Consider the following 25971-nt stretch of genomic DNA (forward strand, 5'->3'; position numbering starts at 1 on the left):
CCAACCGGGGTGGGCCGGCATTCCGCCGGGCCCGACTCTCCGGTCCACCCGTCCGGGCCGGGGAGGCCACGGCGGTCTGCCATGTACAACGACCCCGCCCCGCCGGCCATTCCACCACCCGACCGGCTCGACCAACCGACACCGCAGGTCAGAGCGGACATCCGGGCGGCAGCCACCGGGCCTCAATCCGGATATCCGGCACTGAACCGGCGGACCGAGTGGCCACCTCAGCCCAGGAGGCGCCCACTGTCGGCCGACCGACACCCCGCGCTCACGGCTCGCGGTCGGCTGGTCAGGTCGTGCCGATTAGTCAGCTCGCGGGCCGGTTGGTCAGGTCTCCGCCGGGAGACATGTTCGTGGTGAGCGATATGCCGGTGAGTCACAAATATGCCTCAGAGTCATATCGCTCGCCGGCCTATCGACCGGCCATGCACTACTTCCGGTAGCCGATCGCCGTGTTGCCGTTGCCGGTCGGCGGCCCTCGGCGTGCCGGTCGCCGATTGGCCCAGCCGGTCACCCGGAAATCGGCCCTCACACTGGGCCGCTCCACCGGCCAGGATCGAAGGACGACGACATTCCTGGAAGGACCGGAACGACGATGACGACGGCCGACATGTGGTTCGACCCGCGCTGCCCCTGGGCCTGGAACGCCTCCCGCTGGCTGCTGGAGGTGGAACAGGTCCGCGCGGTCGAGGTGCGCTTCCACGTGATGAGCCTCAGCGTGCTCAACGAGGGCCGCGAGGGCTTGGAGGAGTGGTACCGGGAGTGGTTGAAGCCCGGCATGGGCCCGGTGCGGGTGGCGGTGGCGGCGGAGATGAAGGCCGGCCCGGAGGTGCTGCGGGACCTCTACACCGCGCTGGGCAACCGGATCCACCACGATCGGGCGCCGATCGGGCGCGAGCTCTACCGGGCGGCGCTGGCCGAGGTGGGCCTGCCCGTCGAACTGGCCGACGCGGCCGACTCCACCGCGTCCGACGAGGCACTGCTGGCCAGCCACCACGCCGGCCTGGAACCGGTCGGCGAGGACCTCGGCACCCCGACCATCCACGTCACCGACGACGCCGGCCGGCGCACCGCGTTCTTCGGGCCGGTGGTCGCGCCGATCCCGCGTGGCGAGGACGCCGGCCGGCTCTGGGACGGAGTGGTGCTGGTCGCCGGCACCCACGGGTTCTTCGAGCTGAAGCGGGCCCGGACCCGGCCGCCGATCGAGCGGTGAGCGGTCAGCCGAACGCCGCCGCGAAGGGGCCCCGGTTCGTCGCATCCGGCACCGCGAACACCACCAGGTCGAACCGGCCCGCGTACGGGCGGCCCGGCCCGAGCAGGTCGGCGAAGGCGGCAGCGACCTGGCGCGGGTCGTTGCGGAACACCCCGCAGCCCCAGGCGCCGAGCACCAGCCGCCGGTGTCCGTGCGCCAGCGCCACCCCGAGCACCCGCCCGGCGCGGCGTCGCAGCACCCCGGGCAGGTCGACCGGCTCCCGCAGCGCCCCGGCGTTGGGCGCCGCCGCCGTCAGGAAGGCCACCCGGTACGGCGCGATCAGCCGACCCGAGTCGTCCCGGAACACCGGCACGTCGGGGGAGTGGACGACCCGGTCGGAGTAGACCGGGTCCGGCCGGGCCCGGTGGTACGCGTAGAACTCCGGCGCCGTCCGCAGGCTGGCGGCCAGGGCGGAGGACCGGGCCAGGCTCTCCTCCTGGGCGTGCGCGCCGGTGGCGTACCCGCCGCCGGGCTTCTTCGCCGAGGCGAAGTTGAGGCAGGCGACCCGGCCGTCGGGGGTGCCGGCGAGCCGGCGGGTGGCGGCGAGGCTCGTCTCGTCGGTCACCTCCATCGTGGACGGTCCCGCCGGGCCGGGCTCGGGCAGCGGCTCGTCGGGCAGGTGCAGGGTGGCGGCCGGCACCCGCCCGTACCGGCCCTCGGCGACGAGCCGGTCGGTCTCGGCGGCCAGCGCCGCCCGTTCGGTACGGTCCACCGGCCCATCATGCCGGCGCGGGCCGACCCCGGCCGCCCCGACCGTCCCGCTCAGGTCAGCTCGACCGGCAGCGGCACCGGGCGCTTCGCCACCCGGTCGTCGCCGGAGGAGCGGCCGCGCAGGTGCCGGGCCAGCCACGGCAGCAGGTGCCGCCGGGTCCAGGCCAGCTCGGCGCGGAGCACCTCGTGCCCGCGTCGCCGGGGTGCGACCGCCAGGGGGCGGGTCCACGAGTCGTCGTACCCGGGCAGGCCGGCGGTGTGCGCGAGCGCCGCGGCGATCCGCTCGTGACCGGCGCTGTTGGCGTGCAGCCGGTCCTCGCTCCACAGCCGGGGGTCGGAGGCGACCGGGTGCGCGGCGAAGTCCAGCAGGGTGGCCCCGGTCTCGGCGGTGGCCCGCCGCAGCGCCGCGTTGAGCATGACCACCCGGCCGCGCAGCGGGCGGGCCAGCGGCATCACGGGCACCGGATCGGGCAGCGTGAAGGTCAGCACGGTGGCGCCCTGGCCGACCAGCGCCCGCTGCATCGTCGCCACGTCCGCGGCGATCCGCCGCGCGTCGAACGAGGGACGCAGCACGTCGTTCATGCCGGCCACCACCGTGCACAGGTCCGGCGCCAGGTCGAGGGCCACCGGCAGTTGCTCGGCGAGGATGCGGGCGGTGGTCCGCCCCCGGATCGCCAGGTTGGCGTACTCCAGGCCGCCCTGCTCCCGGGCCACCGCCTCGGCGAACCGGTCCGCCCAGCCCCGGTAGCCGCCGGCGTCGTCCGGGTCGTCGAGCCCTTCGGTCGTGCTGTCGCCGATCGCGACGTACCGCTGCCACATCACGGTGGACAGCCTATGGGCGGCACTGCCGCCGCCGTCCGCCGGGCGCGCGGCCGGTACGGGGCGGCGCATCCGCGACCGCACCGATACGGTGCGCAGGTGAGCCGCACCGCCCGTCCCTCCGGTTTCCGCGACCGACGGCGAACCGCCCAGGGCGCGGTCCCGCTCCGGGCCGCCGACGACGGGGAGTGCCGGATGAGCAGCCCGACCCAGCGCCTGCTCGACGCCGACCAGGTGCGTCGGTACGTCGCGGCGTCCCTCGGCCCCGACGTCGCGGTGACCGACTGCGCGCCGTTGACCGGGGGCGGTTTCGCCGCGGTCTGGTCGGCCACCCTCGACGACGGGCGCGGCGTGGTGCTGAAGGTCGGCCCGCCGCCCGAGGTGCCGCTGCTGCGCTACGAGCGCGGGCTGATCGCCGCCGAAGCGCGCTACCTGCGGCTCGTCGCCGCGCGGGCCCCGGAGGTGCCCGTCCCGCCGCTGCTGCACCACGGCAGCGACCCCGTCCTCGGCGACTGGCTGCTGACCGGCCTGCTCGCCGGGCGTACCCTGCACCAGCTCACCGTCGACGGCGGGCCGGTCGACGCGGTCCGCGCCGCGTTCGGCGCGGCGCTCGCCGCGCTGCACCGGGTCGACGGCAACCGGTACGGCTACGACGGCGGCCGGGCGGCCGGGGCGACCTGGCGGGAGGCCTTCACCGCCATGGTGGACGACCTGCTCGCCGACGCCACCGACTGGACGGTGCCGCTGCCCGTGCCGCCGGGACGGATCCGGGAACTGGTCCACCGGCACGCCGCCACCCTCGACGCGGTCCGCCGCCCGGCGTTGCTGCACTTCGACGGCTGGGCCGGCAACGTGCTGGCCGTCGCCGGGCCGGACGGCGTGCCCCGGCTCAACGGTCTGGTCGACGGTGAGCGGTACCTCTACGGCGACCCGCTGCTGGACCTGGTCGCACCGCTGATCTTCCGGCGGGCCGAGGACGAGCCGGACGACGCGGTCCTGCGCGGCTACCGGGCGGCGGGTGGCCGGGTGCCCCTCGACGACCCGGGCGTGCGCCGCCGGCTCGGGCTCTACCGGCTGCACCTGTACCTGCTGATGACCGTCGAGATGCCCAGCCGGGGCATCACCGGCGACAACGATCCGGGCCGCGTCGCCCGGCTCGCCGACCTGCTGGACCGGGAGCTGGCCGCGCTTGCCGAGCCGTGATCCGGCCCTGATCCCCGCTCGTCCGCGCCGGGTCGGGCGGAGGGCTCAGAGCCAGCCGGAGCGGCGGAAGAGTCGGTGCAGGACCACTGCGGCGGTCGCCATCAGCAGCAGGGCACCGGCGTAGCCGTACCGCCAGGTCAGTTCGGGCATGTGCGTGAAGTTCATGCCGTACACGCCGGCCACGGCGGTCTGGGTGGCGGCGATCGCGGCCCACGCGGCGATCTTCCGCATGTCGTTGTTCTGGTCGACGGCGAGCTGTGCGAGCCGGGACTGGAGCACCGAGTTGAGCAGCTCGTCGTACGCGGCGACCCGCTCCACCGCGCGGCTCAGCCGGCCCTCGACGTCGACGAACCAGCGGCGCAGCCCTGGCGGCGGCCCACCCGCCCGGTCGGCGACCAGCGCGCGCACCGGCTCCTGCAACGGCAGCACCGCCCGCTTGAACTCCACCACCTCCCGCTTGAGCTGGTAGATGTGCTGGATGTCGGCGCCCCGGTCGCGGGCGAACACGCTCTCCTCGACGCGTTCCAGGTCCTTCTCCAGGTGGGCGGCGACCTCCAGGTACAGGTCGACCATCCGGGCGGCCACCGCGTACGCCACCGCCCACGGACCCTCGGCCAGCATCGCCGGGCGGCTCTCGATGTCCTGCCGGACCGGGGTCAGCGCGCCGGAGGCGCCGTGCCGGACGGTGATGACGAACCGGTCACCCAGGAAGACCATCACGTCCCCGGTGTCGATCACCTCGGAGGTGGCGGTCAGCTCGGCGTGCTCGACGTAGCTGGCGGTGCGCAGCACCAGCAGGGTCACCCCGTCCTGCCGCTGCACGGTGGGCCGGTGCCCGTCGGCGAGCGCCTGCTCCACGACGAGTTCGTCGAGGCCGAAGGTGCGCCCGACCGCCGCCATCACCGCCGCGCCCGGGTCGTGCAGCCCCAGCCAGACGAAGGCGTTGCGGCCGCGCCGGGAGCGGGCGTACGCGTCGGCGTAGTGCGGGCGGCCGGGCGCCCGGCGACCGTTCACGTACACCGCGCAGTCGACCACGGCGTCCGGATTGGACCGCCGCGGGGCCGGCGCGGCCTCCTCGGCCTCGCGGCCGAGCACCCGGTCGACCAACGACCCCAGTCGGGGAATGAGCCGTGCCGCCACCGTCCACCTCCGCCGCCCTCGGTCCGGGGGCCACCGTAGTACGGCGGTGCTCCCGCCGCTGGCGGTGGGTCAGGCCACTGCGGTGGCCCGCACGACGATGTTGTCGGAGTAGTCGCGGGATCGCTCGTCGAAGCGTCCGCCGCAGGTCACCAGGCGCAGCCCCGCGCCCGGCCCGCCCGGCCCGTAGACCAGCGCGGTGGGAAAGCTCCGCTTCGGGTACGCCCCGACGCCGTCCACCGCGAACGTCACCCCCCGGCCGTCGGCGCGGGTGACCCGTACGGTGTCGCCGGGCCGCAGCCGCCCCAGGTTGAAGAAGACCGCCGGGCCGTCGCGGGTGTCGACGTGGCCGACGATCACGGCGTTGCCGGCCTCACCGGGGCTGACGCCCGGCCGGTACCAGCCGGCGACGGTGGGGCGGTCCAGCGGCGGCACCTCCAGGGTGCCGTTCGGGTCGCCGGCGACGGACACCAGGTCGGCGTGGACGCCGATGGCCGGAATGTCGATGCGGACCGGTTCCGAACGGGGCAGCACCGGCCCGGGGGACCCGCTGCGGTCGGCGCCGCGCGCGCCCACGCCGGGCTGTGGCGGTCCCGCCGGCGACGCGGTGAGCCCCACCGTGATCAGGCTGAGTCCGGCGGCGCCGGCGACCGTCACCGCCGCCACCGACGCCCGGGTACGCGTGAACCACCTGCCGAAGGCCATCGCCTCACCTCCCGCGACACGGCGATGCGGTCGGGGTGCCCGTCCCGGTCGCGCCGGTGCGGGCACCCCGTCCTAGGGATGGTGTGAGGTACGGGTCAGGCGACGGGCGCGGCCGCTCGGCGTCGGCGGCGGACCAGGAGGGTCGCCCCGATCGCGGCGGCTCCGGCGAGCGCGCCGCCCGCGGCAAGCAGGCCGGTGGTGCCGTCGTCACCGCCGCCACCGGCCGGCGCCGCGCCGATCGGGGTGACGGTGAAGGTGGCGCTGCCGCCGGAGCTGCCGTTACCGCAGGTGGTGGTCACCGTGTAGGTGCCGAGGGTGAAGCCGGCGGTGAAGAGTTCCGCGCTCAGCCCGCCGCCGGCGGCGGCGGTGGTGGAGCGGACGTTCTGGTCCCGGTTCGGCCCGGTGACGCGGAAGATCGCGTCGCCCGCGTTCGGGTTGCATGTGGTCGCGGTGAGTACGACCGTCCCGCCGACCGGGGTGGTGGCCGGTGACACGATGGTCTGCGCGAGCGCGGCGGCCGGGAGCAGAAGCGTGCCGAGTCCCACGCCGAGCGCCGTCGATACGAGAACTGACTGTGCCTTCATACGCGTCTTCCCTCACTTTTCGTCCGCTGTCTGCGTGGGACGTCGTTCGGGTGGCCAACTCCGTAACAAGCACCGGTGTGGCCAACACTAGGAGGGTTGGGCGTCGCGCCCGACGTAAATGAGAAATCTTCGTTGCCGTCCCGAGTTTTCCCTCGCGCCGGGGACCGGCGGAAATGCCCGCACAGGACCGCCCACAACGCCCGGCCGGTCGTACCCGCTCGTGCCGCTCGTCCCGTTGCGGCGGGACGTGGGCCTCCGCGCGGCCCCGTCCCTTCTGTGAAGAGCTGTCCGGGTCGACTGGTTCCTCGGCAGGCGAAAGGCTGCGGCGCCGGAAGCGGTCCTCCGGGTTCACGACGGAGCCACGGGTGCCGTACTCGACGGTCCGGCCCTGTTGCCGACGTCGGGCCCATGCCGCTCCACTGTGGGTGACGGCGACCCGCACCCGTTTCATGCGGGGCCACGTCGGTTGACGCTCCAGTATGGATTTCACGTCGGCAAGGGCTCGGTCTCGGCCGTAGCGGCGGATCCACCGGACCGGCGACGACGCCTCAGCATCCAGCTAGCCTCCTAGGATGCCTTACGGGTTGTGAGGCTCCTCGCGACGGGAAGCCGAGACGCGTTGCGGGAACTACTGCGGGGCGCGTCGCCAGAACTGGCGTGGGGCGTACCCGTCGCGGCGCAGCCAGTGTTCGGTGTAGACGATCCGGTCGGCCTCGACGACGACCAGCGGTCCGCTCGGTGGCTCGTCCAGCGATCGTCCCCGCTCCGCGTGGTCGGACTGCCAGCGCACCGCCGGCCACCAGTGCGCGAAGTCCGCGTCGCCCTGGTGCAGCACCCGGGCCCGACCGAACAGCTGCGCGCCGCGGCTGCTGGCCTGCCCGACGAGCGGGGCGAACACCCCGACCGACACCCGTGGGTCGACCGCGATGTTGCGCATCTTCGGCGAGGTGGCCGCGGCGGTGAACATCACCGCGAAGTCGAGGTGGAAGTAGCGGACCGGGGTGGCGAGCGGGCCGTCCGGGCCGGCGGTGGCGAGCACGCACATGTTCTGCGACGACAGCAGGTTGAGGATCCGCTCGCCGAGGCGTTCGCGGTCCAGACGGGCAGTGGGGGCGGGGCCGGCGAGCCAGGGGTTCGTGACGGGCATGGTGGATCATCCCATGCCCGTCACGGCTCCTCAGTTCCGGTCGCGGACCCGCCCCGGTGCGGGGCGGATCACCGCTTGCGGGCCTGAAGCGTGTACGTCTGCGCCAGCCGCCACGGCCGGTCGGCCAGCCGCCACTCGCCGTCGGCGTCCTTGACCTGCCGGCCGGGCAGCGCGTCCCAGGGCGCGCTGTCGTGCTCCTGGAGCATGGTGAGGTCGAGGCCGGCGTCGAGCAGGGCGGTGACCACCTCGCCGAGGCCGTGGTTCCACTCGTGGGTGGTGTTGTGCTGGAACGTCGTCTCGGTGCTGACGTAGGTGCCCGGCTCCTCCCAGATCAGCGGTTCCGGCCGCTCGAAGTACGGGTGCTCCACCACCAGCAGCCCGTCCGGGTGGGTCTCGTCCAGCGCCCACAGCATCGGGTGGCCCTCGCGCAGGAAGAGCCGGCCGCCGGGGCGGAGCAGCGCGGCGACCACGCCCGCCCAGCGGCGGATGTCGGGCAGCCAGCACAGTGCGCCGACGCCGGTGTAGACCAGGTCGAAGCCGCCCCCGCCGAGCACCTCGGGGGCGTCGTAGACGTCGGCCTCGACGAAGTCGACGGCGGCACCGGTCCGCTCGGCCAGGGCGCGGGCCTGGGCCAGCGAGGCGCCGGAGAAGTCCAGCCCGGTCATCCGCGCGCCGAGCCGGTGCAGTGAGACGGTGTCGGTGCCGATGTGGCACTGCAGGTGCACGCCGCGCAGGCCGGTCACGTGGCCGAGGCGGGGCAGGTCGAAGCGGACCACCTCGCTCAGGTACGCCGGGTCGGCGGCGAAGCGCTCCACCGCGTAGTCGGGCGACGCGGCGTGGGCGGGGGCGCGCTCGTCCCAGTTGGCCCGGTTGAGGGTCCGGTAGTCGGTCACCGGCGAACCGTCGCACATCCCACCGGCGCCGCTCAACGGGGATTCGTCGCCGACGGAGCTGGTAGGTTGCCTCGCCGTGACGGGGGAGCGGTCAGACCGGCGGTTCGCGAAGCTGTGGGCGGCCAGCACCATGTCGGCGCTGGGCAGCGGCATGGCCACGGTGGCGGCGCCGCTGTACGTGGCGGCGCGCACCGACGACCCGCTGGTGGTGTCGGCGGCGTCCGGGGTGGCGTGGCTGCCCTGGCTGCTGTTCGCGCTGCCCGGCGGGGTGTTGGCGGACCGGGTCGACCGGCGGCGGCTGATGGTCGTCATCGACTGGGTACGGGTCGCCGCCCTGGCGGTGCTGACCGGCGCGATGCTGACCGGCCGGTCCGGGGTGGTGCTGCTGTACGTGGTGCTCTTCGTGATCAACACGGGCGAGATCGTGTTCCGGTCGGCCAGCCAGGCGATGCTGCCGGCGGTGGTGCCCCGGGCCCGGTTGGAGCGGGCCAACGGTTGGCTGGGCGGCGGCACCACGCTGATGAACGGGATGCTGGCCGGTCCGCTCGGCGGGTTCCTCTTCCTCGTCGCCGAGAGCATCCCGTTCCTGGTCAACGCCGGCACGTACGCGCTCAGCGCGGTGCTCGTCGCGCTGGTCGCCGGGACGTACCGGGGTGGGGAGGACGCGGGGCGCCGGTCGGCGCGGTCGGTGCGGGCGGAGATCGGGGAGGGGTTCCGCTGGCTGCTGGGGCAGCGGCTGCTGCGCACCATGGCGGTGCTGATCGGGCTGCTCAACCTGACCCTCACCGCGGCGCTGGCGGTGCTGGTGCTGCTCGCCACCGACCGGCTGGGTCTGGACTCGGTCGGCTACGGGCTCCTGTTCACCTGCATGGCGGTGGGTGGGCTGCTCGGCGCGGTGGTCGGCGACCGGCTGGTCGCGGCGATCGGCGCCACCTGGACCATCCGGGTCGGGCTGCTGGTCGAGGCGGCCCTGCACCTGGCCCTGGCCGCGTCGACGAGCGCCTGGCTGATCGGCGGGGCGCTGTTCGCCTTCGGGGTGCACGGCGCGCTGTGGAACATGGTCGCGAACTCGCTGCGCCAGCGGCTGACCCCGGCGGCGTTGCAGGGGCGGGTCGGCGGCACGACGCTGTTCATCGCCGCCGGGGGCAACTGCGTGGGCGCCCTGCTGGGCGGGGTGATCGCCACGACGTTCGGACTGACCGCGCCGTACTGGGTGGGGTTCGTGGTGGCGGTGGCGGTGTCCGCGGCCACCTGGCGGGTGTTCGACCGGGCCACGGTCTCCGCCGCGTACGCCGACCCGGACGACCGGCAGCCGGTCGTCCGGGTCGGTTGAGCGGTCAGCGGGCCGGGACGGGCAGCACCTCGCCCCGCTCCGCGGAGCGGTGCGCCAGCTCGATCAGCTCCACGGTGGCGACGGCGTCGCGCGGGTCGACCGGCATCGGGGTGCCGTCCCGCAGCGCCGCCGCCACCTGGGCGTAGAAGTCCTGGTAGCGGCCCGCTTCGGTGGGCACCGGGCGCAGGTCGCCGTCGACGCCGAGCCGGCCGTACCGCTCGGCGGGGACCTCGCCCCAGCCCGGCGCGTCCGGGCGGCCCCCGGCGCGCAGCGCCTCCTCCTGCACGTCCAGGCCGTAGCTGGTCCAGCCGGCGCGGTCGCCGAGGACGCGCATTCGCGGCCCGAGCTGTGCGGTCACGGCGCTCATCCAGAGGTGGGAGTGGACGCCGCCGGCGTGGGTGAGTGCCACGAAGGCGTCGTCGTCGACCTGCGCCTCGGGCCGCCGCCGGTCCACCTCGGCGTACACGCTGCGCACCGGCCCGAACAGCTGCACCGCCTGGTCGACGAGGTGGGCGCCGAGGTCGTAGAGGGCGCCACCGGCCTCGCCGGGGGCCGCGCTCTCCCGCCAGCCCTCCTTGATGGCCGGCCGCCACCGCTCGAACCGCGACTCGAAGCGGAGGACGCGGCCCAGCTCACCCTCGGCGATGAGCCGGCGAGCGGTCAGGAAGTCGCCGTCCCAGCGGCGGTTCTGGAACACCGTCAGCGGCACGCCGCGCCGGTCGGCCTCGTCGGCCAGGGCGCGACCCTCCGCCGCGGTGGCGGCCAGCGGCTTGTCCACCACGACGGCCAGCCCGGCGGTGACGGCGGCCCGGGCCATCGGCACGTGCGTGCGGTTCGGCGTCGCCACCACGACCAGGTCGAGGCTGTCCGCCGACTCCCACAGCCGGTCGGCGTCGTCGAGGACGCGGGCGTCCGGGTGGTCCTTGCGGGCCTGCTCCTGCCGCTGCGGGTTGCCGGTGACGACGGCGTCCAGCCGCAGCCCGGGGGTCGCGGCGATCAGCGGGGCGTGGAAGACCTGGCCCGCCAGCCCGTATCCGAGCAGTCCGACCCGCAGTGGTGCCGGCGTGTTGGCCATGGTGTCCCCCCGGTTTCCCGTCCGTGCCCTGGTCGTTCCAGGTTGTGCCGATACGAACCTACGCGCCGGCCCGGACCGCTGCGCCGGCCGGTCAGCGGGGAGTCGGCTCGGTCACCCAGCCGGCGACGAGGACCGGCCGGTGGGGCGGTGCCCGGCGGGGGCCGGGGGCTGTGACAGCGTGGTCGGGTGGACAACGTCGACCTGGCCGTCGTCGGCGGTGGCGGCGCCGGTTCCCTGGTCCTCGCCGCATTGGACCGGCACGACCTGCGTGGGCTGCGGATCGCCGTGGTGGACCCGGTGCGCAAGCGCGGCCAAGACCGCACCTGGGCGTTCTGGGGTACGCCCGGCACCGACCTGGAGCCGATGCTCAGCGCGAGCTGGCGGCAGGTGGAGGTGATCACGCCGGCCGGGCGGCGCCGGCTCGACCTCGCCCCGCTGCGGTACGCGATGCTGCGCTCCGCCCCGGTCTACGAGCGGGCCGCCGAGGCCCAGCGGCGCCTCGGCGCCACCTGGGTCGACGCGGCGGTCGGCGCCCTCGACGACGACGGCGGGTCGGTGACCGTCCGGGACGCCGACGGCGCGGCGCTGCTGCGGGCCCGGTGGGTGCTGGACTCCCGCCCCCGGCCACCCCGGCGGGCGGGCCGGACGAGCTGGTTGCAGCACTTCCGCGGCTGGTGGCTGGAGGCGGCCGGGCCGGTGTTCGACCCGGGCCGGGCGGTGCTGATGGACTTCCGCACCCCGCAGCCGGCGCGGGGTGTCTCCTTCGGCTACGTGCTGCCGGTCAGCGACCGGTACGCCCTGGTCGAGTACACCGAGTTCTCTCCGCGCCGGCTGAGCGACGCCGGCTACGACGCCGCGCTGCGCGGCTACGCCGACCTGCTCGGCCTCGACCTGACCGCGCTGAGGGTGCGGGAGGTGGAGGGCGGGGTGATCCCGATGACCGACGCCCCGTTCGAGGGCCGGCCGTCGCCGAGGGTGGTGCGGCTGGGCACCGCGGGCGGGGCCACCCGGCCGTCGACCGGGTTCACCTTCTCCGCCATGCACCGGCAGGCCGACGACGTGGCCCGGGCGCTGGCCGCCGGCCGGGCCCCCGTGCCCCGGCCGGCGTACCCCCGTCGGCACCTCTGGATGGACGCCGTCGCGCTGCGGGCGCTGGACCGCGGGGCGGTCGGCGGCCCGGAGTTCTTCGACCGGCTCTTCGACCGCAACCCGGCGCAGCGGGTGCTGCGGTTCCTCGACGGCGCCACCACCCCGGCGGAGGACCTGGCGGTGATGCGGTCCAGTCCGCTGCTGCCGATGACCTCGGCGGTGGTCGGTGACGCCGTCGGCCGGCTGCGCGCCCGGCTGCGCCCCCGGCCGGCCCCCGCGCCCGTCGGCGCGACCCCGGACCGGGCGGGTCAGGCCGGCTCGTAGGTCGCCACGACCACTCCCGTCGTGGTGGTGACGCTCTCGAGCAGCGTCAGCCGGGCCGGGTGCCCGCCGTCGGGGAACAGCCGCCGCCCGGCGCCGAGCACCAGCGGATGGATGACCAGCACATAGGCGTCGATCAGCCCGTGCGGGGCCAGCGACCGCACCAGCTCGCCGCTGCCGAGCACGGCGATGTCCGGGCCGCCCAGCCGCCCCGGTCGAAGCCGTCGCGGGTGTCCTCGTCCGGGCGTCCGGGCGCCTGCATCACGCCGTCCAGGCTGACGTTGTTGGTCACGACGATGCGTCTCATGCCGGTCCTCGCGGATCACGGCCGGCCCGACGCCGGCCCCTCACCTCCCAGACGAACGGCGGACGGCGCTATCGACACCGTCAGCCGGCGTACCCCGTGGACCTCGCCGAGCAGCGGCCTGCGCCGTGGAGGTGCCGGCGGCGGCGGCGCGCCGGGACGCCCGCGCCGACCGGCCGTGGGCGGCACCGGTAGGTTCGGCGCCATGGTGGAGGCGGCGGACGGCAGGGTCGTGGAGATCTGGACCGACGGGGCGTGCAGCGGCAATCCCGGCCCGGGTGGCTGGGGCGCGCTGCTGCGCTACGGCGGCCACGAGCGGGAGCTGTGCGGCGGCGAGGCGACGCCGACCACCAACAACCGGATGGAGCTGACCGCGGCCATCCGGGCGCTGGAGAGCCTGACCCGGCCGGTCACCGTGCGGCTGCACACCGACAGCACCTACGTGCGCAACGGCATCACCGGGTGGTTGGCGTCGTGGAAGCGCAACGGCTGGCTGACGGCGGCGAAGCAGCCGGTCAAGAACGCCGACCTGTGGCAGCGGCTGGAGGCGGCCTGCGCCCGGCACGAGGTGACCTGGCTGTGGGTCAAGGGGCACAACGGCCACCCGGAGAACGAGCGGGCGGACGCGCTGGCCAACAAGGGGATGACCGAGGCGCGGGCGGCGGCGCCGCTCAGTGCTCCGGCGGGCGCTCGCGCAGGGCGCTGACCAGGGCGTCGTCGACGCCGAGCGGGTCGCGGGCGTAGCTGCGTACCGAGCCGTGCGCGGCGGCCAGGTCCGCCAGGAAGAGCTCGATGATCGGCGCGGGGGTCTTGCGCCGTCCCGCTACGTCGTCGGGCCCGGCCGGACGCCGCCGGCCGGGCCCGACCCGGGTCGGGGCGCCGTCCCTACTCCGTGGGCGGATTGACCGCCTCCTCCTGGGCGGGGTCGGTCGTGCCGGAAACCGCGTCCACGTCGTAGCCGGCGCGGCTGGTGTCCCGGGCCGAGAGGTGCTCCTCGGCGGGCAGGTCCGCGAAGTCGTCGCCGGTGTCGTCGGTGCTGCGCAGCGAGTCGCCCGGCGGGCGCAGCGACGCCTCGTACGCGGGGGTACCGTCCGGTTCGTCGGAGTCGGCCCGGTCGAAACGCTGTTCATCCGTCATACCGACCTACCTGCCCGTCTGGCCGGCCGGCAAACACGCCGGTCAGCGGCGGGGATCGCGCTTCCGGCGGCTGGTCGGGCGGACCGCGGCGCGGGCCCCGCCCGGGCGGGGCCGGCCGACCGGGGTGATGGCCAGCCCCGACCAGTGCGGCGGGTGGCGCAGCGCGGGCGGCAGCACGGTGTGTCGGTCGCCGCGGGCCGCGTCGAGCTGCGACTGGTGCAGGAACAACGCGCCGGACAGGTCCGCGCCGCGCAGGTCGGCGCCGCGCAGGTCCGCGCCCGTGAGGTCGGCCAGCCGCAGCCGCACCCCCCGCAGGTCCGCGCCGATCAGGCACGCGCCGCGCAGGTTCGCCCCCACCAGGTCCGCCCCGCGCAGGTCGACGCCGAGCAGCGCCGCGCCCCGCCGGTCGACGCCGTCGTGCCCGGCCCGGGCCAGCTCACTGGCCCGCACCAGCAGCGGGTTCATCCGCCCCCGGTACGCGTCGACGTCCACCTTGCGCAGCGCGTCGGCGCCGCCGGCGGTGCGGCGTCGGGTCTCGTCCACGGCCGCCCGCAGCTCGTCGCGCAGCGCCCCCGCCGGGGTGAGCGCCAGCGCCTCGGTGAGATACCAGAGCAGCTCGTGCAGCGGGCGCACCACGGCGAAGGTGGCGAACATGGCCGACGCCGTCGCCCGGTCGTCCCGCCAGTCCCGCCCGCCGAAGGTGACCTGGGTGACGTGCTGGCCGGCGCCGAAGCAGTCGAACACGGTGCAGCCGGGGAAGCCCCGCTCGCGCAGCTGCGGGTGGATGCCGCAGCGCGAGTCGGCGCCCAGGTTCGGGCAGGGCTGCCCGGCGGGCTTGTCCAGCGCGAAGTCCGCCGAGGCGGCGAAGGCCGGGGCGACGCAGCACAAGCCGACGCAGCGGGCGCAGTCGGCGCGCAGCTCGGTGCCGCCTCGGGGTGTTTCGGACACGCTGACCGGTCTCCCACTGGTTGGTTGATCTGCCGCCCGGGTCGCCCGGGCCGGCGTACCCCATTGTCCGCCAGCGAGGTGCCCGGGCCGTCCGGGGGAGGCTCTGACCGATCTCGGCGTCGTCTCGTGGCCGGGAGGCGCGACGCCCGTTCCCCAGGGACGGGCGCCGCGCCGATCCGGTCAGAAGGCGAACAAGGCGCCGGTGTCGCGCAGCAGCAGGCACCGGTTCTCGTACGACTTCGACCAGGTCACCGGCCGGTCCTGCCAGAACCCCCAGGCGTGGACCGTGACCGGCGCGTAGTCGAAGGTGCAGGGGCCCGGGTCGGCCGACAGGGCGGACAGGTCGCCGTCGACGCGGGCCAGGGTGCGGCAGGCGGCGGCCGCGTCGGGGTGGGTGCCGCCGGTCGGTCCGCAGACCAGCACGGCCGAGCGGTCCTCGGCGGTGCCCGGCCGGTCGATGTCGAGCAGCAGCACCGACGGGGTCTCCGGGCCGGATCGGGGTGCGGCCTGGGCGGCCTGGGGGAGCAGGGCCGCCTGGGCGGTCAGTACGGCGACGGCGAGGGCGGCCGCCGTGGCGGCGGCGCGTTGGGCGAAGGGCATCGTGACGTCCTTCCGGTTGCGGGACCCCGGGTCTCGGGGCCGGTGGACGGCCCAGCCGTCGTGTGGCCGGGCCGTCGAGAACCCTAGGTGGACGGTGTGAACGCGAAGCGTCACGCTGTGTTACACCGCCTGCCGTCCGGAGGACGTCAGGTGTGACAACCTGCGCCGACGTGCGCCGGGAGGGTGGTCGTCCGCCGCGACATGGTCTCCGGCCCGACCCATGAGTTGCCGCGGTGTTGCCGGCCACCCGTCCGCGCTGGCCGCACGTCGTCGGCCGCCCGCCCGGCCGCCCCGGACGCCGGGGTGATTCAGACCGAGCGCCAGTCGTCCGAGCGCAGGTGCGAGCCGGCCTGCGGGCCCATCAGCAGCATGCCGCCGTCCACGGGCCAGGACGCGCCGGTCACGTACGCTGCGGCGGGCGAGGCGAGCAGCGCCACCACCGCGGCGACCTCCCGCGCGTCGCCGGGCCGGCCCACCGGTACGCCCGGACGGTCCTCGGTGAACGGGTCGACGTCCTCCTGGCCGGTCATCGGGGTGGAGATCTCGCCGGGGGCCACCGCGTTGACGGTGATCCCGTCGGCGGCCAGCTCCTGCGCCATGACCCGGGTGAGCAGGCCCAGCCCGCCCTTCGCCGCGCAGTACGCGGCCGACCCCACCCGGGGCGCGTGCTCGTGCACGCTGGTGATGTTGACGATCCGGCCGCCCCGCCCGGCGGCGCGCATCCGCCGGGCCGCCCGCTGCGAGCAGAGGAACGGGCCGTCCAGGTCCACGGCGAGCACCTCGCGCCACTGCTCCCAGCCGGTGTCGACGAACGGGGCGGACGCCCCGGTGCCGGCGTTGTTCACCAGCACGCCGATCCCGTCGAGCCGGTCGGCCAGCTCGTCCACGACGGCGGCGGCCTCCGGCAGCCTGGTCAGGTCGAGCTCGGCGACCTCGCAGCGGCGGCCCAGGGCGCCGACCTCCGCGGCGGTGCGCTGCGCGCCCGCGCGATCGCGGTGCCAGGTGATGCCGAGGTCGAAGCCGGCCTCGGCGAGGGCGACGGCGCAGGCCTTGCCGATGCCGGAGTCCGCGCCGGTGACGATGGCGACCTTCGGGTAGTTCTCGTATCGCTGCGGCATGCTGCCGGCAGTACCCGGATCGGGCGAGGGAGAACCAGAGGGGGTGTAACCGGTCCGGGCCGGGGTAGCCGGGCGGGATGGACCTGGTCGAGGAGTCGCCGTACCGGTTCCGCATCGACCGGCGCGACCCGATGCGAGTGCCGGGCGTGGTCTTCGCGTCCCGGGATCTGCTCCCGGACGCCGGGGCGGACAAATCGCTGGAGCAGGTGGCGAACGTGGCCACCCTGCCCGGCATCGTCGGCGCCTCCTACGCCATGCCGGACGTGCACTGGGGCTACGGCTTCCCGATCGGCGGGGTCGCCGCCACCGCCGTCGAGGACGGGGGAGTGGTCTCGCCCGGCGGGGTCGGCTTCGACATCTCCTGCGGGGTGCGGCTGCTCACCGCCGACCTGGACCGGGCCGCGCTGCGCCCGCGGCTGGACGCCGTGATGGACGGCCTGAGCGAGTCCACCCCGCGCGGCATGGGCAAGGGCGCCGTGTGGCACCTGACCGACCGGGCCGAGCTCGACGCCGTGCTCCGCGGCGGCTCCCGGTACGCCGTCGAGCGCGGCTTCGGCGTCCAGCGGGACCTGGACCGCTGCGAGGACTACGGCGCGGTGGGCGACGCGAACCCGGCCCAGGTGAGCGAGCGGGCGGTGGAGCGCGGCGCCCGCCAGGTGGGCAGCCTCGGCTCCGGCAACCACTTCCTCGAGGTGCAGGCGGTGGAGGAGGTCTACGACGAGGCCGTGGCGGCGGCTTTCGGGCTGCACGCCGGCCAGGTCTGCGTCATGATCCACTCCGGCTCGCGCGGGCTGGGCCACCAGATCTGCACCGACTACGTCCGGGAGATGGAGAAGGTGATGCCCGGGTACGGCATCCACGTGCCCGACCGGCAGCTGGCCTGTGCGCCGGTCTCGTCCCACGAGGGTCGGGCCTACCTCGGGGCGATGGCCGCCGCAGCCAACTACGCCCGGGCCAACCGGCAGCTGCTCGCCCACGCCGCCCGGCAGGTCTTCGCCCGGGTCACCGGCTGCGACCTCGACCTGGTGTACGACATCTCGCACAACCTCGCCAAGATCGAGACGCACGAGGTGGACGGAACGCCCCGCCCGCTCTGCGTGCACCGCAAGGGCGCGACCCGGGCTCTCCCGCCGGGACACCCCGAGCTGCCCGACGACCTGCGCCCGGCCGGGCAGCCGGTCCTCATCCCCGGCTCGATGGGCACCGGCTCGTACGTGCTCACCGGCGTGGCCGGCTCGCCGGCATGGGCGTCCACCTGCCACGGCGCTGGCCGGGTGCAGAGCCGTAAGCAGGCCACCAAGGCGGTCCGCGGGCACGACCCGCGCCGGGAGCTGGAGGCGCAGGACATCGCGGTGCGGGGCGCCAGCCGGCGCGGGCTGGCCGAGGAGATGCCGGTCGCATACAAGGACGTCACCGCCGTGGTGGCGGCGGCCGAGGGGGCCGGCCTGTGCCGGAAGGTGGCCCGGCTGGTGCCGCTCGGCGTGGTGAAGGGCTGAGCCGGTCAGACGTCCACGGTCACCGCGCAGCGCCAGCCGGAGTCGGTGCCGGTGAAGCGCAGCTCGTGCAGCGAGACCGCCTTCGGCACCGCGCCGACCAGCTCCACCGCGTCGGTGCCGACGGTGTGCCAGCGCACCCGTAGGCCGTCGGGCCTCGGCTGTGCCTCGGTGGCCAGCGGCACCGTGCCCTCGGTCTCCAACCGGAAGATCACCTCGTCGAGGATGCCCACCAGCAGGTCCTCGTCCCGGTCGGCCGGCAGCTCGACCGTCGTCTCGCCGTCCGGGTGGGCGCCGGTGGTGTCGACGAAGGTCTGCACCAGCGCGGCGACCGCCTCGGCCAGGCAGCCCTCCCGGTCCGGCGCCCACGCCTCGATCCGCACGTCGGCGGTGTGCGGGACGGCGCGATGCCCTCGGTCCATGCCCCCGATCATGCCTCCGCCACGGCTGTCCGGCGGCCGGAACTGTCGCACCGGGGCGCTAGGTTGCTCCCATGATCGCCGATGACGCGGACGCCCTGGCCGTCACGTTCCACCGCATGATGCGGGCCGTTCTCGCCGCCGAACGGCCCGGTGCCGACACCCTCGGCCGCACCGTCGAGCTGGCCCGCGACTGGGGCACCGGGCCGGCCGCCGACGCCCGGCTGGCCGACGCGCTGCGCCGCCTGTGCGGCGAGCCCGACGAAGCTCCGGCGACGCCGGAGTCCGCCCGGGGCGCGGCGATCGGGAAGTTCGCCGCCAACGCCCGGCGGCTGCGCGCGGGGGAGATCACCCCGGCCGAGTTCCACGAGATCATGGACGACGACGGGGGCACGACCCGAGGCTGACCCCCGGGGGCCGCCGGCTTGCGGAGCGGATTCGGGCTACCGCCGGCCCCACCACCGTCACGGGTTGACGAAGTCGCGCACCTGGCCGTAGATGGTGGCGTTGCTCTGCAGGCTGGTGTGTGCCACGCAGCCCGCCAGCGTGTTGCTCGCCCCGGAGAGCACCGTGCTGTCCACCGGGTTGATCACGCCGTCGCAGTTCGACCGCCAGGTGCCGTACGTCGGGACGCCGGGGGTCTCGTCGACCGAGTTGAGGTTGGCCAGGAAGGTGGAGCCGACCCGCATCTCGGTGCAGGCGGTGCTGTAGCAGGCGTTGGCGGAGCTGGTGCCGTGGTTGGGGCCGCCGAGGGAGACCCAGCGGTCCACCTTGCCCCCGCCGTCCAGGTTCTTGAGGTAGTAGCGGGAGGAGAGCCCGCCCATCGAGTGGGTGACGATGTCCACCTTCGTCGCGCCGGTGCTGGCGAGCAGCTTGTCGACCTCCTGGCCGACCTGCTGCGCGGTGGTGGCGTTGGACTGGCTGGTGTTGTAGGAGAAGGCGCGCAGCCGGCTCGACGGCCAGCCGTCGGCCTGGAACCGGCTGATCATCGTGTTCCAGGTGCTGGCACTGCTGTTCCAGCCGTGCACGAACAGGATCGGGTTGCTCGACGTGGTGTACGCGGCGGCCTGTGCGGGGGTGGGGGCGACGGCGACGGCCGCGACCGTCACGGCCACCGCGAACAGCCACCTGCTGATGTACGTCCTCATGGTCGTCTGTCTTTCTCGGGTGTCCGCGCGGGAAGGGGGATGTGCGCGGACCGACGCCCAACTGGCGGTCGGACGTCGGTCGACGGGGGTCTCGGTACCTCGATGTGACGGATGTTACTGACGGGTTGCCTTTTGATGTCAATACATCAATCTGTGCTGCTGAGGGCACGGACAGCGACGTCGAGCAGGGCTGCGGTAGCGTCCGTCCGATGCGGATCACGAAATACACCCACGCCTGCGTACGGCTGGAACGCGACGGTCGCGTGCTCGTCGTGGACCCCGGCACCTGGAGCGAGCCGGCCGCTCTCGTGGGCGCGGACGCCGTCCTGGTCACCCACGAACACGCCGACCACCTCGACGTGCTGCGGCTGGCCGGCCTCGGCGTACCGGTCTTCGCGCCCGAGGGCGCCGAGCTGCCCGCCCTGCCCACGCTGCCGGTCCAGCGGGTGCGGGCCGGGCAGCGGTTCACCGCCGCCGGCTTCGCGGTCACCGCGGTGGGCGGCCGGCACGCCATGATCCACGACGGCCAGCCCGACTGCGCCAACCTCGGGTACGTCGTGGACGACGAGGTCTACCACCCGGGCGACTCCCTGCACCTGCCCGGGCAGCCGGTACGGACGCTGCTGGCGCCGGCCCAGGCGTCCTGGCTGAAACTGACCGAGGCGATCGGCTTCGCCCGTGCGGTCGACGCGGCGCGCACCCACCCGATCCACGACGCGCAGCTCAACGAGCGGGGCCTGGCCAGCGTGAACGGCTGGTTCGCCGAGACGCTCGGCGACGGCTACCGCTACCTCGCGCCCGGCGAGACGGCCTGACCCGGGGCGTGGCCGCCCGTGGCGTCCTCGCGGCGTAGCGGCCGGCTCCGCCCGTCGGATGACGCGCCGTCCTGGTCCGGGCCGACGCCCGCTCCCCGCGGGCTGAGGTCGCCGCGGGGCGGCGGCGCCGGGTCCCCGCCGGAGAGGGCGGGGACCTCAGCCGGGTACGTCGACGGCCGGCGCGGCGGCCGTCAGCACGGCGCTGGGCGGGTCGACCGGCCAACCGGCGGCCAGCTCCGCGGTCAGGGTGTCCAGCAGCGCCGGCACGTCCCGGCCGGCCGAATCGTGCAGCGCCTCCGCCACGATCAGTACCGTCCCGGTCGTGTCGCGCACCGCCGACCAGCCGCTCTGCCGGTGGGTCCACCGCCGGGAGTGCGCCCGTCCCGCCCCGTCGGCGAAGACCACCTCGCCGGGCTCCGGACGCTCGATGTCCCCGCCGAGGGTCACGTACTCCTCCCCGCCGGTGGCGGGCCGGACGACCAGGTCGCCGTCGATGCGCGTCACGTCCAGCACCGCGACCGGGATCGCGTACGCGAGCGACACCGCGTTGCAGAGGTCGACCAGCGGGTGGAGCCGGGGCAGCTCGCCGTCCCGGCGGAACCGGCGCAGCAGCGACTCGGCGGCGCACCGGTAGCGGGTCGGCGGCAGTCCCATCGTGGCGAAGGCGCGCCGCCAGGCCCGGATCTCGGGGAATCCGCTCTCGGCCCCGCCGGCCAACCGCTGCCGCGCCAGGCCGGCGAAGTGCGCGACCCGCTCGCCCACCGCGACGTCCGGGGTGACGCCGTCGGCGGTCAGCACGCCGGCGACCAATGTCGGATGGGCCGACCGAACCTCGGCGGCGTGGTGGAAACGCACGGGACTCCTATCGCTCGGCGAGCAGCAGGGAGACGCCGAGCGCGACGAACGACCCGGCGAAGGCGCGGCGCAGCCAGTCGGTCAGCCGGGGCCGGGCCAGCACCCGGTCGCGGACCGTGCCGGCGAAGCTGCCGTAGGCGGCGAACACCCCGAAGGTGACCAGCATGAACACCGCGCCGTGGGCCAGCATCCGGCCGGTCGCGCCGGGCTCGCCGGCCGGCACGAACTGCGGCAGGAACGCCACGAAGAACAGGGTCGGCTTGGGATTGAGCAGGTTGACCAGCACCGCCGACAGGATCACCCGGTGGGCGGGACGGGCGTCGGTGTCGCCGGTGGCGAACCCGGAGCGGTCCCGCCAGGTCGTCCAGGCGAGCAGGAGCAGGTACCCGACGCCCAGGTACTGGACCAGTCGGAACGCCGGTGCGCTGGCGTGCAGCAGCGCGGCGAGCCCGGTGCACGCCGCGGCCAGGTGCGGCACCACGGCCACCGTGCAGCCGAACGCGGCGATCACCCCGGCGCGGCGTCCCCGGGACAGCCCGGCGGAGAGGGTGTAGACGACCCCGGTGCCCGGGGTGGCGACCACGACCAGCGTGGCCAAGAGGAATGCGATGCTCACGGGTTCCACCCTGGGGCCACAATGGTCCGGTGGACAGGGCCAAACCCAGGGCATCCGACGGGTCCATAACCGCCGGATCGGACTTCCTCCAGCTCGACGTCAGCGCCGCTCCGCCCGGTGGCCGGGCCGACTGGCTGGCCGGGCGGCTGCGTGCCGCCATCGCCGACGGCCGCCTCCCACTGGGCGGGCGGCTGCCGGCCAGCCGGGTGCTCGCCGACGAGCTCGGCGTGTCCCGGGGCGTGGTCACCGAGGCGTATCAGCGGCTGGCCGAGGAGGGGCAGGTCGCCGGGCGGGGGCGTGCCGGCACGGTCGTGGTCGCCACCCCGGCCACCGCAGCGGCGGCGCCGGCCAGGGCGGCGGTGGCACCGCCGGAGGCGCTGTTCGGGGCCGCCCCCGGCACCGAGATCTTCGAGGCGCTGCGGGCCGCCCCCGCCCGGATCGACCTGACGCCCGGCGTACCCGATCTGGCGGCCTTCCCGCGCACGGCCTGGCTGCGCGCCGAACGGGCGGTGCTGCGCCGCCTCGACGCCGCCGCCCTCGGGTACGGCGACCCGCGCGGCGCTGCCGCGCTGCGGCTCGCGGTGGCGCAGCGGCTGGCCCGGACCCGGGGCATCGGCGCGGAACCCGAGGAGGTGGTCGTGGTCGCCGGGGTGTCGCAGGCGCTCGGCCTGCTCGCCCAGGTGCTGCACGCCGACGGCGTGCACACCGTCGCGGTCGAGGACCCGGGCTCGCTCGGCGTGCGCCAGCACCTGCGCAACTGGCGGCTGGACACGCCGCCGGTCGCGGTGGACGCGCACGGGTTGCGGGTCGGCGACCTGGCCGCCGCCGGTCATCCCGCCGTCCTGCTCACCCCGGCCCACCAGTTCCCGACGGGGGTGGTGCTGCACGGTGACCGCCGGCGCCAGCTCCTCGACTGGGCGCGGGGCGGCGGGCTGGTCGTGGAGGACGACTACGACGCCGAGCACCGGTACGACCGCCCGCCCGTGCCCGCCCTGCGTGGCGCGCTGCCCGATCGGGTCTGCTACACCGGCAGCGTCTCCAAACTGCTCGCCCCGGCCCTGCGGGTGGGCTGGATGCTGGTGCCTCCGCGCCACCTCGACGCCCTGGTGGCGGCGAAGCGGATGGCGGACCTCGGCAACGCCGTCCTGCCGCAACTGGTGCTGGCCGAGCTGATGACCTCCGGTGATTTGGACCGGCACCTGCGGCTGCTGCGCCGCCGGCACGTACGCCGCCGGGACGCGATGATCCGCGCGATCGCCGCGTACCTGCCGGGGGCCACGGTGCACGGCGCGGCGGCCGGGCTGCACCTGACCGTCACCTTCGCCGACGACGTGCCCGATGCCGACCTCGCCGCCGCCACGCTGCGCCGGGGGGTGAAGACCCAGCCGCTGTCCTGGCACGCCCAGCGCCCGTACCCGCCCGGGCTGGTCCTCGGCTACGCGGCGAACACCGCGAGCGAGATCGACGCGGGCGTGGCCACGATCGGCGCGGTGCTCCGCGGCCGTCCGGGTCCCGCGTGACCTCAGGGACGTGGCCGCCGGCCCGGCGTCGAGGCCGCCACGTCCGGGGCGCAGGGCTGCGGTGACGGGGCGGTCGCAGTCCGGTAGAGGGCGGCGAGCCCGGCCGCGGTCTCCGCCAGCAGGTCGCGCAGCTCGGTCGGGGCGAGGACCTCCACCTGGGCGCCGAGCCGCAGCAGGTCGCCGTGGGCGTGGGTCAGCGACTCGATCGGCACCACGGTGGTGACCCAGCCGTCGGCGTCGGGGGCGCCTGCGCCCGCCTCGGCCGCCGCGACCACCACCGCACTGCCGATGTCCCGGAGTCGTTCCCGGCCGGCGGGGGAGAGCCGGATCAACGCCTCGTCCCGGTGCAGGCGGGCCCGGAATTCCTCGACGTGGGTCCGCCACCAGGTCGGCAGGTCGAAGCCGGCCGGCCGCTCGAAGGTCTCCGGCAGGGCGGTCAGGTCGAGGATCTGGTTGACCCGGTAGCTGGCGGGCCCGTTTCCCCCGTCGGCGACCACGTACCATCGACCGCCCTTGAGCACCAGCCCGTACGGCGCCAGCACCGTCGTCCGCTCGCCGCGCCAGCTGCGGTAGCGTACGCGCAGCCGGTGCTGCCGCCACACCGCGTCCGCCGTGGACGCCAGGTACGGCGAGGCGTCGCCGTCGGAGTACCAGCTCGGGGTGTCCAGGTGGAATCGCTGGCGGAGCGCCTCGGCCCGGTCCCGCAGCGCCGCCGGCAGCGCGGCGTCCAGCTTCAGTTGCAGCGCGGCGACCACGGCGCCGTAGCCGAGTTCGGCGGCCGGGCCGGGCAGCCCGGCCAGGAAGAGCCGCTCGGCCTCCTCGGTGGTCAGCCCGGTGAGCCGGGTGCGGTAGCCGTCGAGCAGTTGGTAACCGCCGGCGTGCCCGGCCTCGCCGTAGAGCGGAATGCCAGCGGCGTGCAGCGACTCGACGTCCCGGTAGATGGTGCGGGTGGAGACCTCCAACCGTTCGGCGAGTGCCGCGGCGGTCATCCGGCCGTGCGTCTGGAGCAGGAGCAGGACCGAGAGCAGGCGACTGGCGCGCATTCCGCTGACACTAGCTGTCAGCAGAGCGGGTCTACCGTCCCGGCATGGCTTTCCGAGACAAGGAGCTGCGGACGCCGGGACCGGTCACGGTCGCCGGGCGGCAGCTCAAGCGCTACCACATCGACCAGCCGGAGCCGCGCCTCACGCCGGAGGTGGAGCGCGCCGCGTACGACTTCCTGCCCCGCCTGCTGCCTCCGCCCGACGGCGGCACCCCGCCGGCCGGTTGGGTGGTGCTGCACCGGGGCGCGGACACCGGCGCCTACCTGCTGGCGTACACCTGGTTCTGGGACAACGTGGTGCAGTGCCGGATCGCGGTGGCCGGGCAGCCGGCGCTGCGCTGCCCGGACGACGACCCGGCGCACTTCGTGCCGCTGGACCGGCCCGGGGTGGGCTGCGTGTGGGAGCTCGGCGTGCTGGAGCACGAGCGGGCCGCCTGGGTCCGCCACGTGCTGGCGCCGGACCTGCCGGACCTGGCCGGGTACCTGGCCGACAGTCGGGCGGAAGGACCGGTGGGCCGGTGAGCGGGGACTTCGACTTCCTGGTCGGCCGGTGGGACGTCGCCAACCGTCGGTTGACCCGGCGGCACGTCGGCAGCGACGACTGGGACGAGTTCCCGGCCACCACGGTCGCGCACCGGTTCTTCGACGGCGCCGGCAGCTTCGACGAGATCACCTTCCCGACCAGGGGTTTCTCCGGCGCCACCGTGCGGATCTTCGACCCGGTCTCGGCGCAGTGGTCGATCTACTGGATGAACAGCCGGCGCGGCCTGCTGGAACTGCCCCCGGTCGTCGGCGGGTTCACCGATCAGGTGGGCACCTTCTACGCCGACGACACCGACGAGGGCCGCCCGATCCGGTGCCGGTTCATCTGGTCCGGCATCACCGCCACCTCCTGCCGGTGGGAACAGGCATTCTCCGTCGACGACGGGACGACCTGGGAGACCAACTGGATCATGGACTTCATCCGGGCCGGCTGAGGGGTCCGGGGGCGTGGCGGCCCGGCCGCCACGCCCTCAGCCCGGATCGGTGGTGCGGTAGATGGCGGTCAGCCAGACGTCGAGCAGCACGTCCACCACGTTCCGCTCGGCCACCGCCGGCCCGTCGCCGGCGAAGGTCGCGTACCAGACCCGCTCGTTCATCGAGTTCAGCGCGATCGCCAGGTCCCGCGCGGGCAGGCCCGGCGGCGCGGCGCCGCGGCGGCGTTCCGCCTCGATGGCGGCCTCCACCGCCTGCACCCAGCGCTCCAGCACCCGGGCCCAGAGCCGGCGCACCTCGGCGTTGGTGCCGCGCACCTCGGCGCAGGCCAGCACCACCGCCCGGTGGCCGCCGAAGGTGGCATGGAACCGGCTGATCAGCTCCCGCCACCGGGCCCGGGGGTTCTCGGCGAGATGGACCAGCACGTCCCCGGCGGCGGTGTCGGCCTCTTCGGTGACCCGGTCCAGCAGGGTCAGCAGCACCGCGTCCTTGGACGGGAAGTAGAAGTAGAAGGTCGGCCGGGAGATGCCCGCGCCCCGGGCCAGGTCGTCGATGGAGATCCCGCCGAACGCGCGCTGCTCCAGCAGCCGCTCGGCGGTGGCCAGGATGGCCAGCTCACGGTCGTCGCCCGCGGACCGTCCGGCCCGCCGTCCGCGCGCGGCGCCGGTGGAGGTACGGACGGTCGTCATGAACGCCGATGTTACACGCG

31 protein-coding genes are annotated in these 25971 nt (G+C 75.1%); 11 read left to right on the forward strand and 20 right to left on the reverse strand.

Translation table 11 applies throughout. The features are described 5' to 3' along the window. Nucleotides 1-598 precede the first annotated feature (598 nt). Nucleotides 599-1216 carry a DsbA family protein gene (locus tag V6U89_RS28165; RefSeq protein WP_334575698.1) on the forward strand — a complete coding sequence of 206 codons (618 nt, stop codon included), beginning with the start codon at nucleotides 599-601 and terminating at the stop codon, nucleotides 1214-1216. A 4-nt stretch (nucleotides 1217-1220) separates the two neighbouring features. Here V6U89_RS28165 and V6U89_RS28170 read toward each other — a convergent pair whose 3' ends face one another. Both V6U89_RS28170 and V6U89_RS28175 read right to left on the reverse strand, forming a co-directional pair. Beyond that, nucleotides 1221-1967: a TIGR02452 family protein gene (locus V6U89_RS28170; RefSeq protein WP_334575700.1), complete on the reverse strand. Its 747-nt coding sequence runs from the start codon at nucleotides 1965-1967 to the stop codon at nucleotides 1221-1223. A 50-nt stretch (nucleotides 1968-2017) separates the two neighbouring features. Continuing rightward, entirely contained in the window at nucleotides 2018-2785 is a 768-nt protein-coding gene (locus V6U89_RS28175; RefSeq protein ID WP_334575879.1) for an SGNH/GDSL hydrolase family protein, read from the reverse strand. Between the two features lie 195 nt (nucleotides 2786-2980). Here V6U89_RS28175 and V6U89_RS28180 point away from each other — a divergent pair, with 195 nt between their 5' ends. Next, on the forward strand, nucleotides 2981-3988 hold the full coding sequence (locus V6U89_RS28180) for a phosphotransferase family protein (protein WP_334575704.1): 1008 nt from the start codon (nucleotides 2981-2983) through the stop codon (nucleotides 3986-3988). 45 nt (nucleotides 3989-4033) lie between these two features. Here the strand turns inward: V6U89_RS28180 and V6U89_RS28185 are convergent, their stop codons facing one another. The 5 genes from V6U89_RS28185 to V6U89_RS28205 form a co-directional block, all read right to left on the reverse strand. Further along, on the reverse strand, nucleotides 4034-5128 hold the full coding sequence (locus tag V6U89_RS28185; RefSeq protein ID WP_334575709.1) for a magnesium and cobalt transport protein CorA: 1095 nt from the start codon (nucleotides 5126-5128) through the stop codon (nucleotides 4034-4036). A gap of 69 nt (nucleotides 5129-5197) precedes the next feature. Then, entirely contained in the window at nucleotides 5198-5830 is a 633-nt protein-coding gene (locus V6U89_RS28190; RefSeq protein WP_334575712.1) for a class F sortase, read from the reverse strand. Between the two features lie 95 nt (nucleotides 5831-5925). Further along, complete coding sequence (locus tag V6U89_RS28195) at nucleotides 5926-6414, reverse strand: hypothetical protein (protein WP_334575716.1); 489 nt, start codon at nucleotides 6412-6414, stop codon at nucleotides 5926-5928. 628 nt (nucleotides 6415-7042) lie between these two features. Then, a complete protein-coding gene (locus tag V6U89_RS28200) occupies nucleotides 7043-7561 on the reverse strand; it encodes a pyridoxamine 5'-phosphate oxidase family protein (RefSeq protein ID WP_334575721.1) in 519 nt (172 codons plus the stop codon). Nucleotides 7562-7629: 68 nt separating this feature from the next. After that, nucleotides 7630-8454, reverse strand: coding sequence for a class I SAM-dependent methyltransferase (locus V6U89_RS28205; protein WP_334575725.1), 825 nt, complete (start codon nucleotides 8452-8454; stop codon nucleotides 7630-7632). Between the two features lie 76 nt (nucleotides 8455-8530). On the opposite strand from V6U89_RS28205, the gene V6U89_RS28210 reads away from it, so the two are divergent. Next, entirely contained in the window at nucleotides 8531-9787 is a 1257-nt protein-coding gene (locus V6U89_RS28210; RefSeq protein ID WP_334575729.1) for an MFS transporter, read from the forward strand. A 4-nt stretch (nucleotides 9788-9791) separates the two neighbouring features. On the opposite strand, the gene V6U89_RS28215 is transcribed toward V6U89_RS28210, so the two are convergent. Further along, nucleotides 9792-10862, reverse strand: a complete 1071-nt coding sequence (locus V6U89_RS28215) for a Gfo/Idh/MocA family protein (protein ID WP_334575733.1) — start codon at nucleotides 10860-10862, stop codon at nucleotides 9792-9794. 186 nt (nucleotides 10863-11048) lie between these two features. Here V6U89_RS28215 and V6U89_RS28220 point away from each other — a divergent pair, with 186 nt between their 5' ends. Beyond that, nucleotides 11049-12275, forward strand: coding sequence for a lycopene cyclase family protein (locus V6U89_RS28220; protein WP_334575737.1), 1227 nt, complete (start codon nucleotides 11049-11051; stop codon nucleotides 12273-12275). Here the strand turns inward: V6U89_RS28220 and V6U89_RS28225 are convergent. Together V6U89_RS28225 and V6U89_RS28230 are read right to left on the reverse strand one after the other, a co-directional pair. Then, nucleotides 12260-12457 carry a dihydrofolate reductase family protein gene (locus V6U89_RS28225; protein WP_334575742.1) on the reverse strand — a complete coding sequence of 66 codons (198 nt, stop codon included), beginning with the start codon at nucleotides 12455-12457 and terminating at the stop codon, nucleotides 12260-12262. The two genes, V6U89_RS28220 and V6U89_RS28225, sit on opposite strands and share 16 nt — an antisense overlap. Further along, nucleotides 12409-12579, reverse strand: coding sequence for a hypothetical protein (locus V6U89_RS28230; RefSeq protein ID WP_334575746.1), 171 nt, complete (start codon nucleotides 12577-12579; stop codon nucleotides 12409-12411). The genes V6U89_RS28225 and V6U89_RS28230 overlap by 49 nt, the downstream gene beginning before the upstream one ends. A 202-nt stretch (nucleotides 12580-12781) precedes the next feature. Here V6U89_RS28230 and rnhA point away from each other — a divergent pair, with 202 nt between their 5' ends. After that, complete coding sequence (gene rnhA, locus V6U89_RS28235; protein WP_154936827.1) at nucleotides 12782-13282, forward strand: ribonuclease HI; 501 nt, start codon at nucleotides 12782-12784, stop codon at nucleotides 13280-13282. Between the two features lie 179 nt (nucleotides 13283-13461). Here rnhA and V6U89_RS28240 read toward each other — a convergent pair whose 3' ends face one another. The 4 genes from V6U89_RS28240 to V6U89_RS28255 all read right to left on the reverse strand — a co-directional run bounded on the left by V6U89_RS28240 (nucleotide 13462) and on the right by V6U89_RS28255 (nucleotide 16379). Continuing rightward, on the reverse strand, nucleotides 13462-13713 hold the full coding sequence (locus tag V6U89_RS28240; protein ID WP_334575753.1) for a hypothetical protein: 252 nt from the start codon (nucleotides 13711-13713) through the stop codon (nucleotides 13462-13464). Between the two features lie 42 nt (nucleotides 13714-13755). Continuing rightward, nucleotides 13756-14661, reverse strand: a complete 906-nt coding sequence (locus V6U89_RS28245; protein ID WP_334575757.1) for a pentapeptide repeat-containing protein — start codon at nucleotides 14659-14661, stop codon at nucleotides 13756-13758. Nucleotides 14662-14841: 180 nt separating this feature from the next. Next, nucleotides 14842-15261: an SSI family serine proteinase inhibitor gene (locus V6U89_RS28250; protein WP_334575760.1), complete on the reverse strand. Its 420-nt coding sequence runs from the start codon at nucleotides 15259-15261 to the stop codon at nucleotides 14842-14844. A gap of 308 nt (nucleotides 15262-15569) precedes the next feature. Continuing rightward, entirely contained in the window at nucleotides 15570-16379 is an 810-nt protein-coding gene (locus V6U89_RS28255; RefSeq protein WP_334575763.1) for an SDR family oxidoreductase, read from the reverse strand. A 77-nt stretch (nucleotides 16380-16456) separates the two neighbouring features. Between V6U89_RS28255 and V6U89_RS28260 the strand changes: the two genes are divergently transcribed. After that, entirely contained in the window at nucleotides 16457-17875 is a 1419-nt protein-coding gene (locus tag V6U89_RS28260) for an RtcB family protein (protein WP_334575767.1), read from the forward strand. A 5-nt stretch (nucleotides 17876-17880) separates the two neighbouring features. Here V6U89_RS28260 and V6U89_RS28265 read toward each other — a convergent pair whose 3' ends face one another. Continuing rightward, a complete protein-coding gene (locus V6U89_RS28265; RefSeq protein WP_334575771.1) occupies nucleotides 17881-18306 on the reverse strand; it encodes an archease in 426 nt (141 codons plus the stop codon). A gap of 59 nt (nucleotides 18307-18365) precedes the next feature. Here V6U89_RS28265 and V6U89_RS28270 point away from each other — a divergent pair, with 59 nt between their 5' ends. Further along, on the forward strand, nucleotides 18366-18698 hold the full coding sequence (locus tag V6U89_RS28270) for a hypothetical protein (RefSeq protein ID WP_334575775.1): 333 nt from the start codon (nucleotides 18366-18368) through the stop codon (nucleotides 18696-18698). A 57-nt stretch (nucleotides 18699-18755) separates the two neighbouring features. Here V6U89_RS28270 and V6U89_RS28275 read toward each other — a convergent pair whose 3' ends face one another. Then, complete coding sequence (locus V6U89_RS28275; protein ID WP_334575780.1) at nucleotides 18756-19439, reverse strand: esterase/lipase family protein; 684 nt, start codon at nucleotides 19437-19439, stop codon at nucleotides 18756-18758. A gap of 209 nt (nucleotides 19440-19648) precedes the next feature. Here V6U89_RS28275 and V6U89_RS28280 point away from each other — a divergent pair, with 209 nt between their 5' ends. Next, a complete protein-coding gene (locus V6U89_RS28280) occupies nucleotides 19649-20254 on the forward strand; it encodes an MBL fold metallo-hydrolase (protein ID WP_334575785.1) in 606 nt (201 codons plus the stop codon). A gap of 156 nt (nucleotides 20255-20410) precedes the next feature. Here V6U89_RS28280 and V6U89_RS28285 read toward each other — a convergent pair whose 3' ends face one another. Next, entirely contained in the window at nucleotides 20411-21109 is a 699-nt protein-coding gene (locus V6U89_RS28285; protein WP_334575790.1) for a B3/B4 domain-containing protein, read from the reverse strand. 7 nt (nucleotides 21110-21116) lie between these two features. Next, nucleotides 21117-21725 carry a LysE family translocator gene (locus V6U89_RS28290; protein ID WP_334575794.1) on the reverse strand — a complete coding sequence of 203 codons (609 nt, stop codon included), beginning with the start codon at nucleotides 21723-21725 and terminating at the stop codon, nucleotides 21117-21119. Nucleotides 21726-21754: 29 nt separating this feature from the next. Here V6U89_RS28290 and pdxR point away from each other — a divergent pair, with 29 nt between their 5' ends. Next, nucleotides 21755-23245 carry a MocR-like pyridoxine biosynthesis transcription factor PdxR gene (pdxR, locus tag V6U89_RS28295; RefSeq protein WP_334575798.1) on the forward strand — a complete coding sequence of 497 codons (1491 nt, stop codon included), beginning with the start codon at nucleotides 21755-21757 and terminating at the stop codon, nucleotides 23243-23245. A gap of 2 nt (nucleotides 23246-23247) precedes the next feature. Here pdxR and V6U89_RS28300 read toward each other — a convergent pair whose 3' ends face one another. Further along, the gene (locus tag V6U89_RS28300; RefSeq protein ID WP_334575803.1) at nucleotides 23248-24288 is read right to left on the reverse strand and encodes a helix-turn-helix transcriptional regulator; all 1041 of its coding nucleotides are present in this window, start codon (nucleotides 24286-24288) and stop codon (nucleotides 23248-23250) included. 44 nt (nucleotides 24289-24332) lie between these two features. Here V6U89_RS28300 and V6U89_RS28305 point away from each other — a divergent pair, with 44 nt between their 5' ends. After that, nucleotides 24333-24809, forward strand: coding sequence for a hypothetical protein (locus V6U89_RS28305; RefSeq protein ID WP_334575807.1), 477 nt, complete (start codon nucleotides 24333-24335; stop codon nucleotides 24807-24809). Continuing rightward, a complete protein-coding gene (locus V6U89_RS28310; RefSeq protein ID WP_334575808.1) occupies nucleotides 24806-25264 on the forward strand; it encodes a hypothetical protein in 459 nt (152 codons plus the stop codon). Before V6U89_RS28305 ends, V6U89_RS28310 begins: the two co-directional genes overlap by 4 nt. 36 nt (nucleotides 25265-25300) lie before the next feature. Here V6U89_RS28310 and V6U89_RS28315 read toward each other — a convergent pair whose 3' ends face one another. Further along, a complete protein-coding gene (locus V6U89_RS28315; RefSeq protein ID WP_334575813.1) occupies nucleotides 25301-25951 on the reverse strand; it encodes a TetR/AcrR family transcriptional regulator in 651 nt (216 codons plus the stop codon). Between the last annotated feature and the right edge of the window lie 20 nt (nucleotides 25952-25971).

Source organism: Micromonospora sp. CPCC 206171 (assembly GCF_036906755.1).
GTDB classification, from domain to species: domain Bacteria; phylum Actinomycetota; class Actinomycetes; order Mycobacteriales; family Micromonosporaceae; genus Micromonospora; species Micromonospora purpureochromogenes.

Coding starts and splice junctions, on each gene's coding strand:
- V6U89_RS28165 (WP_334575698.1), top strand. CDS start 599: ATGACGACGGCCGACATGTGGTTCGACCCGCGCTGCCCCTGGGCCTGG.
- V6U89_RS28175 (WP_334575879.1), bottom strand. CDS start 2,785: ATGTGGCAGCGGTACGTCGCGATCGGCGACAGCACGACCGAAGGGCTC.
- V6U89_RS28180 (WP_334575704.1), top strand. CDS start 2,981: ATGAGCAGCCCGACCCAGCGCCTGCTCGACGCCGACCAGGTGCGTCGG.
- V6U89_RS28190 (WP_334575712.1), bottom strand. CDS start 5,830: ATGGCCTTCGGCAGGTGGTTCACGCGTACCCGGGCGTCGGTGGCGGCG.
- V6U89_RS28195 (WP_334575716.1), bottom strand. CDS start 6,414: ATGAAGGCACAGTCAGTTCTCGTATCGACGGCGCTCGGCGTGGGACTC.
- V6U89_RS28200 (WP_334575721.1), bottom strand. CDS start 7,561: ATGCCCGTCACGAACCCCTGGCTCGCCGGCCCCGCCCCCACTGCCCGT.
- V6U89_RS28215 (WP_334575733.1), bottom strand. CDS start 10,862: ATGGCCAACACGCCGGCACCACTGCGGGTCGGACTGCTCGGATACGGG.
- V6U89_RS28230 (WP_334575746.1), bottom strand. CDS start 12,579: ATGAGACGCATCGTCGTGACCAACAACGTCAGCCTGGACGGCGTGATG.
- rnhA (WP_154936827.1), top strand. CDS start 12,782: ATGGTGGAGGCGGCGGACGGCAGGGTCGTGGAGATCTGGACCGACGGG.
- V6U89_RS28240 (WP_334575753.1), bottom strand. CDS start 13,713: ATGACGGATGAACAGCGTTTCGACCGGGCCGACTCCGACGAACCGGAC.
- V6U89_RS28250 (WP_334575760.1), bottom strand. CDS start 15,261: ATGCCCTTCGCCCAACGCGCCGCCGCCACGGCGGCCGCCCTCGCCGTC.
- V6U89_RS28255 (WP_334575763.1), bottom strand. CDS start 16,379: ATGCCGCAGCGATACGAGAACTACCCGAAGGTCGCCATCGTCACCGGC.
- V6U89_RS28260 (WP_334575767.1), top strand. CDS start 16,457: ATGGACCTGGTCGAGGAGTCGCCGTACCGGTTCCGCATCGACCGGCGC.
- V6U89_RS28265 (WP_334575771.1), bottom strand. CDS start 18,306: ATGATCGGGGGCATGGACCGAGGGCATCGCGCCGTCCCGCACACCGCC.
- V6U89_RS28270 (WP_334575775.1), top strand. CDS start 18,366: ATGATCGCCGATGACGCGGACGCCCTGGCCGTCACGTTCCACCGCATG.
- V6U89_RS28275 (WP_334575780.1), bottom strand. CDS start 19,439: ATGAGGACGTACATCAGCAGGTGGCTGTTCGCGGTGGCCGTGACGGTC.
- V6U89_RS28280 (WP_334575785.1), top strand. CDS start 19,649: ATGCGGATCACGAAATACACCCACGCCTGCGTACGGCTGGAACGCGAC.
- V6U89_RS28300 (WP_334575803.1), bottom strand. CDS start 24,288: ATGCGCGCCAGTCGCCTGCTCTCGGTCCTGCTCCTGCTCCAGACGCAC.
- V6U89_RS28305 (WP_334575807.1), top strand. CDS start 24,333: ATGGCTTTCCGAGACAAGGAGCTGCGGACGCCGGGACCGGTCACGGTC.
- V6U89_RS28315 (WP_334575813.1), bottom strand. CDS start 25,951: ATGACGACCGTCCGTACCTCCACCGGCGCCGCGCGCGGACGGCGGGCC.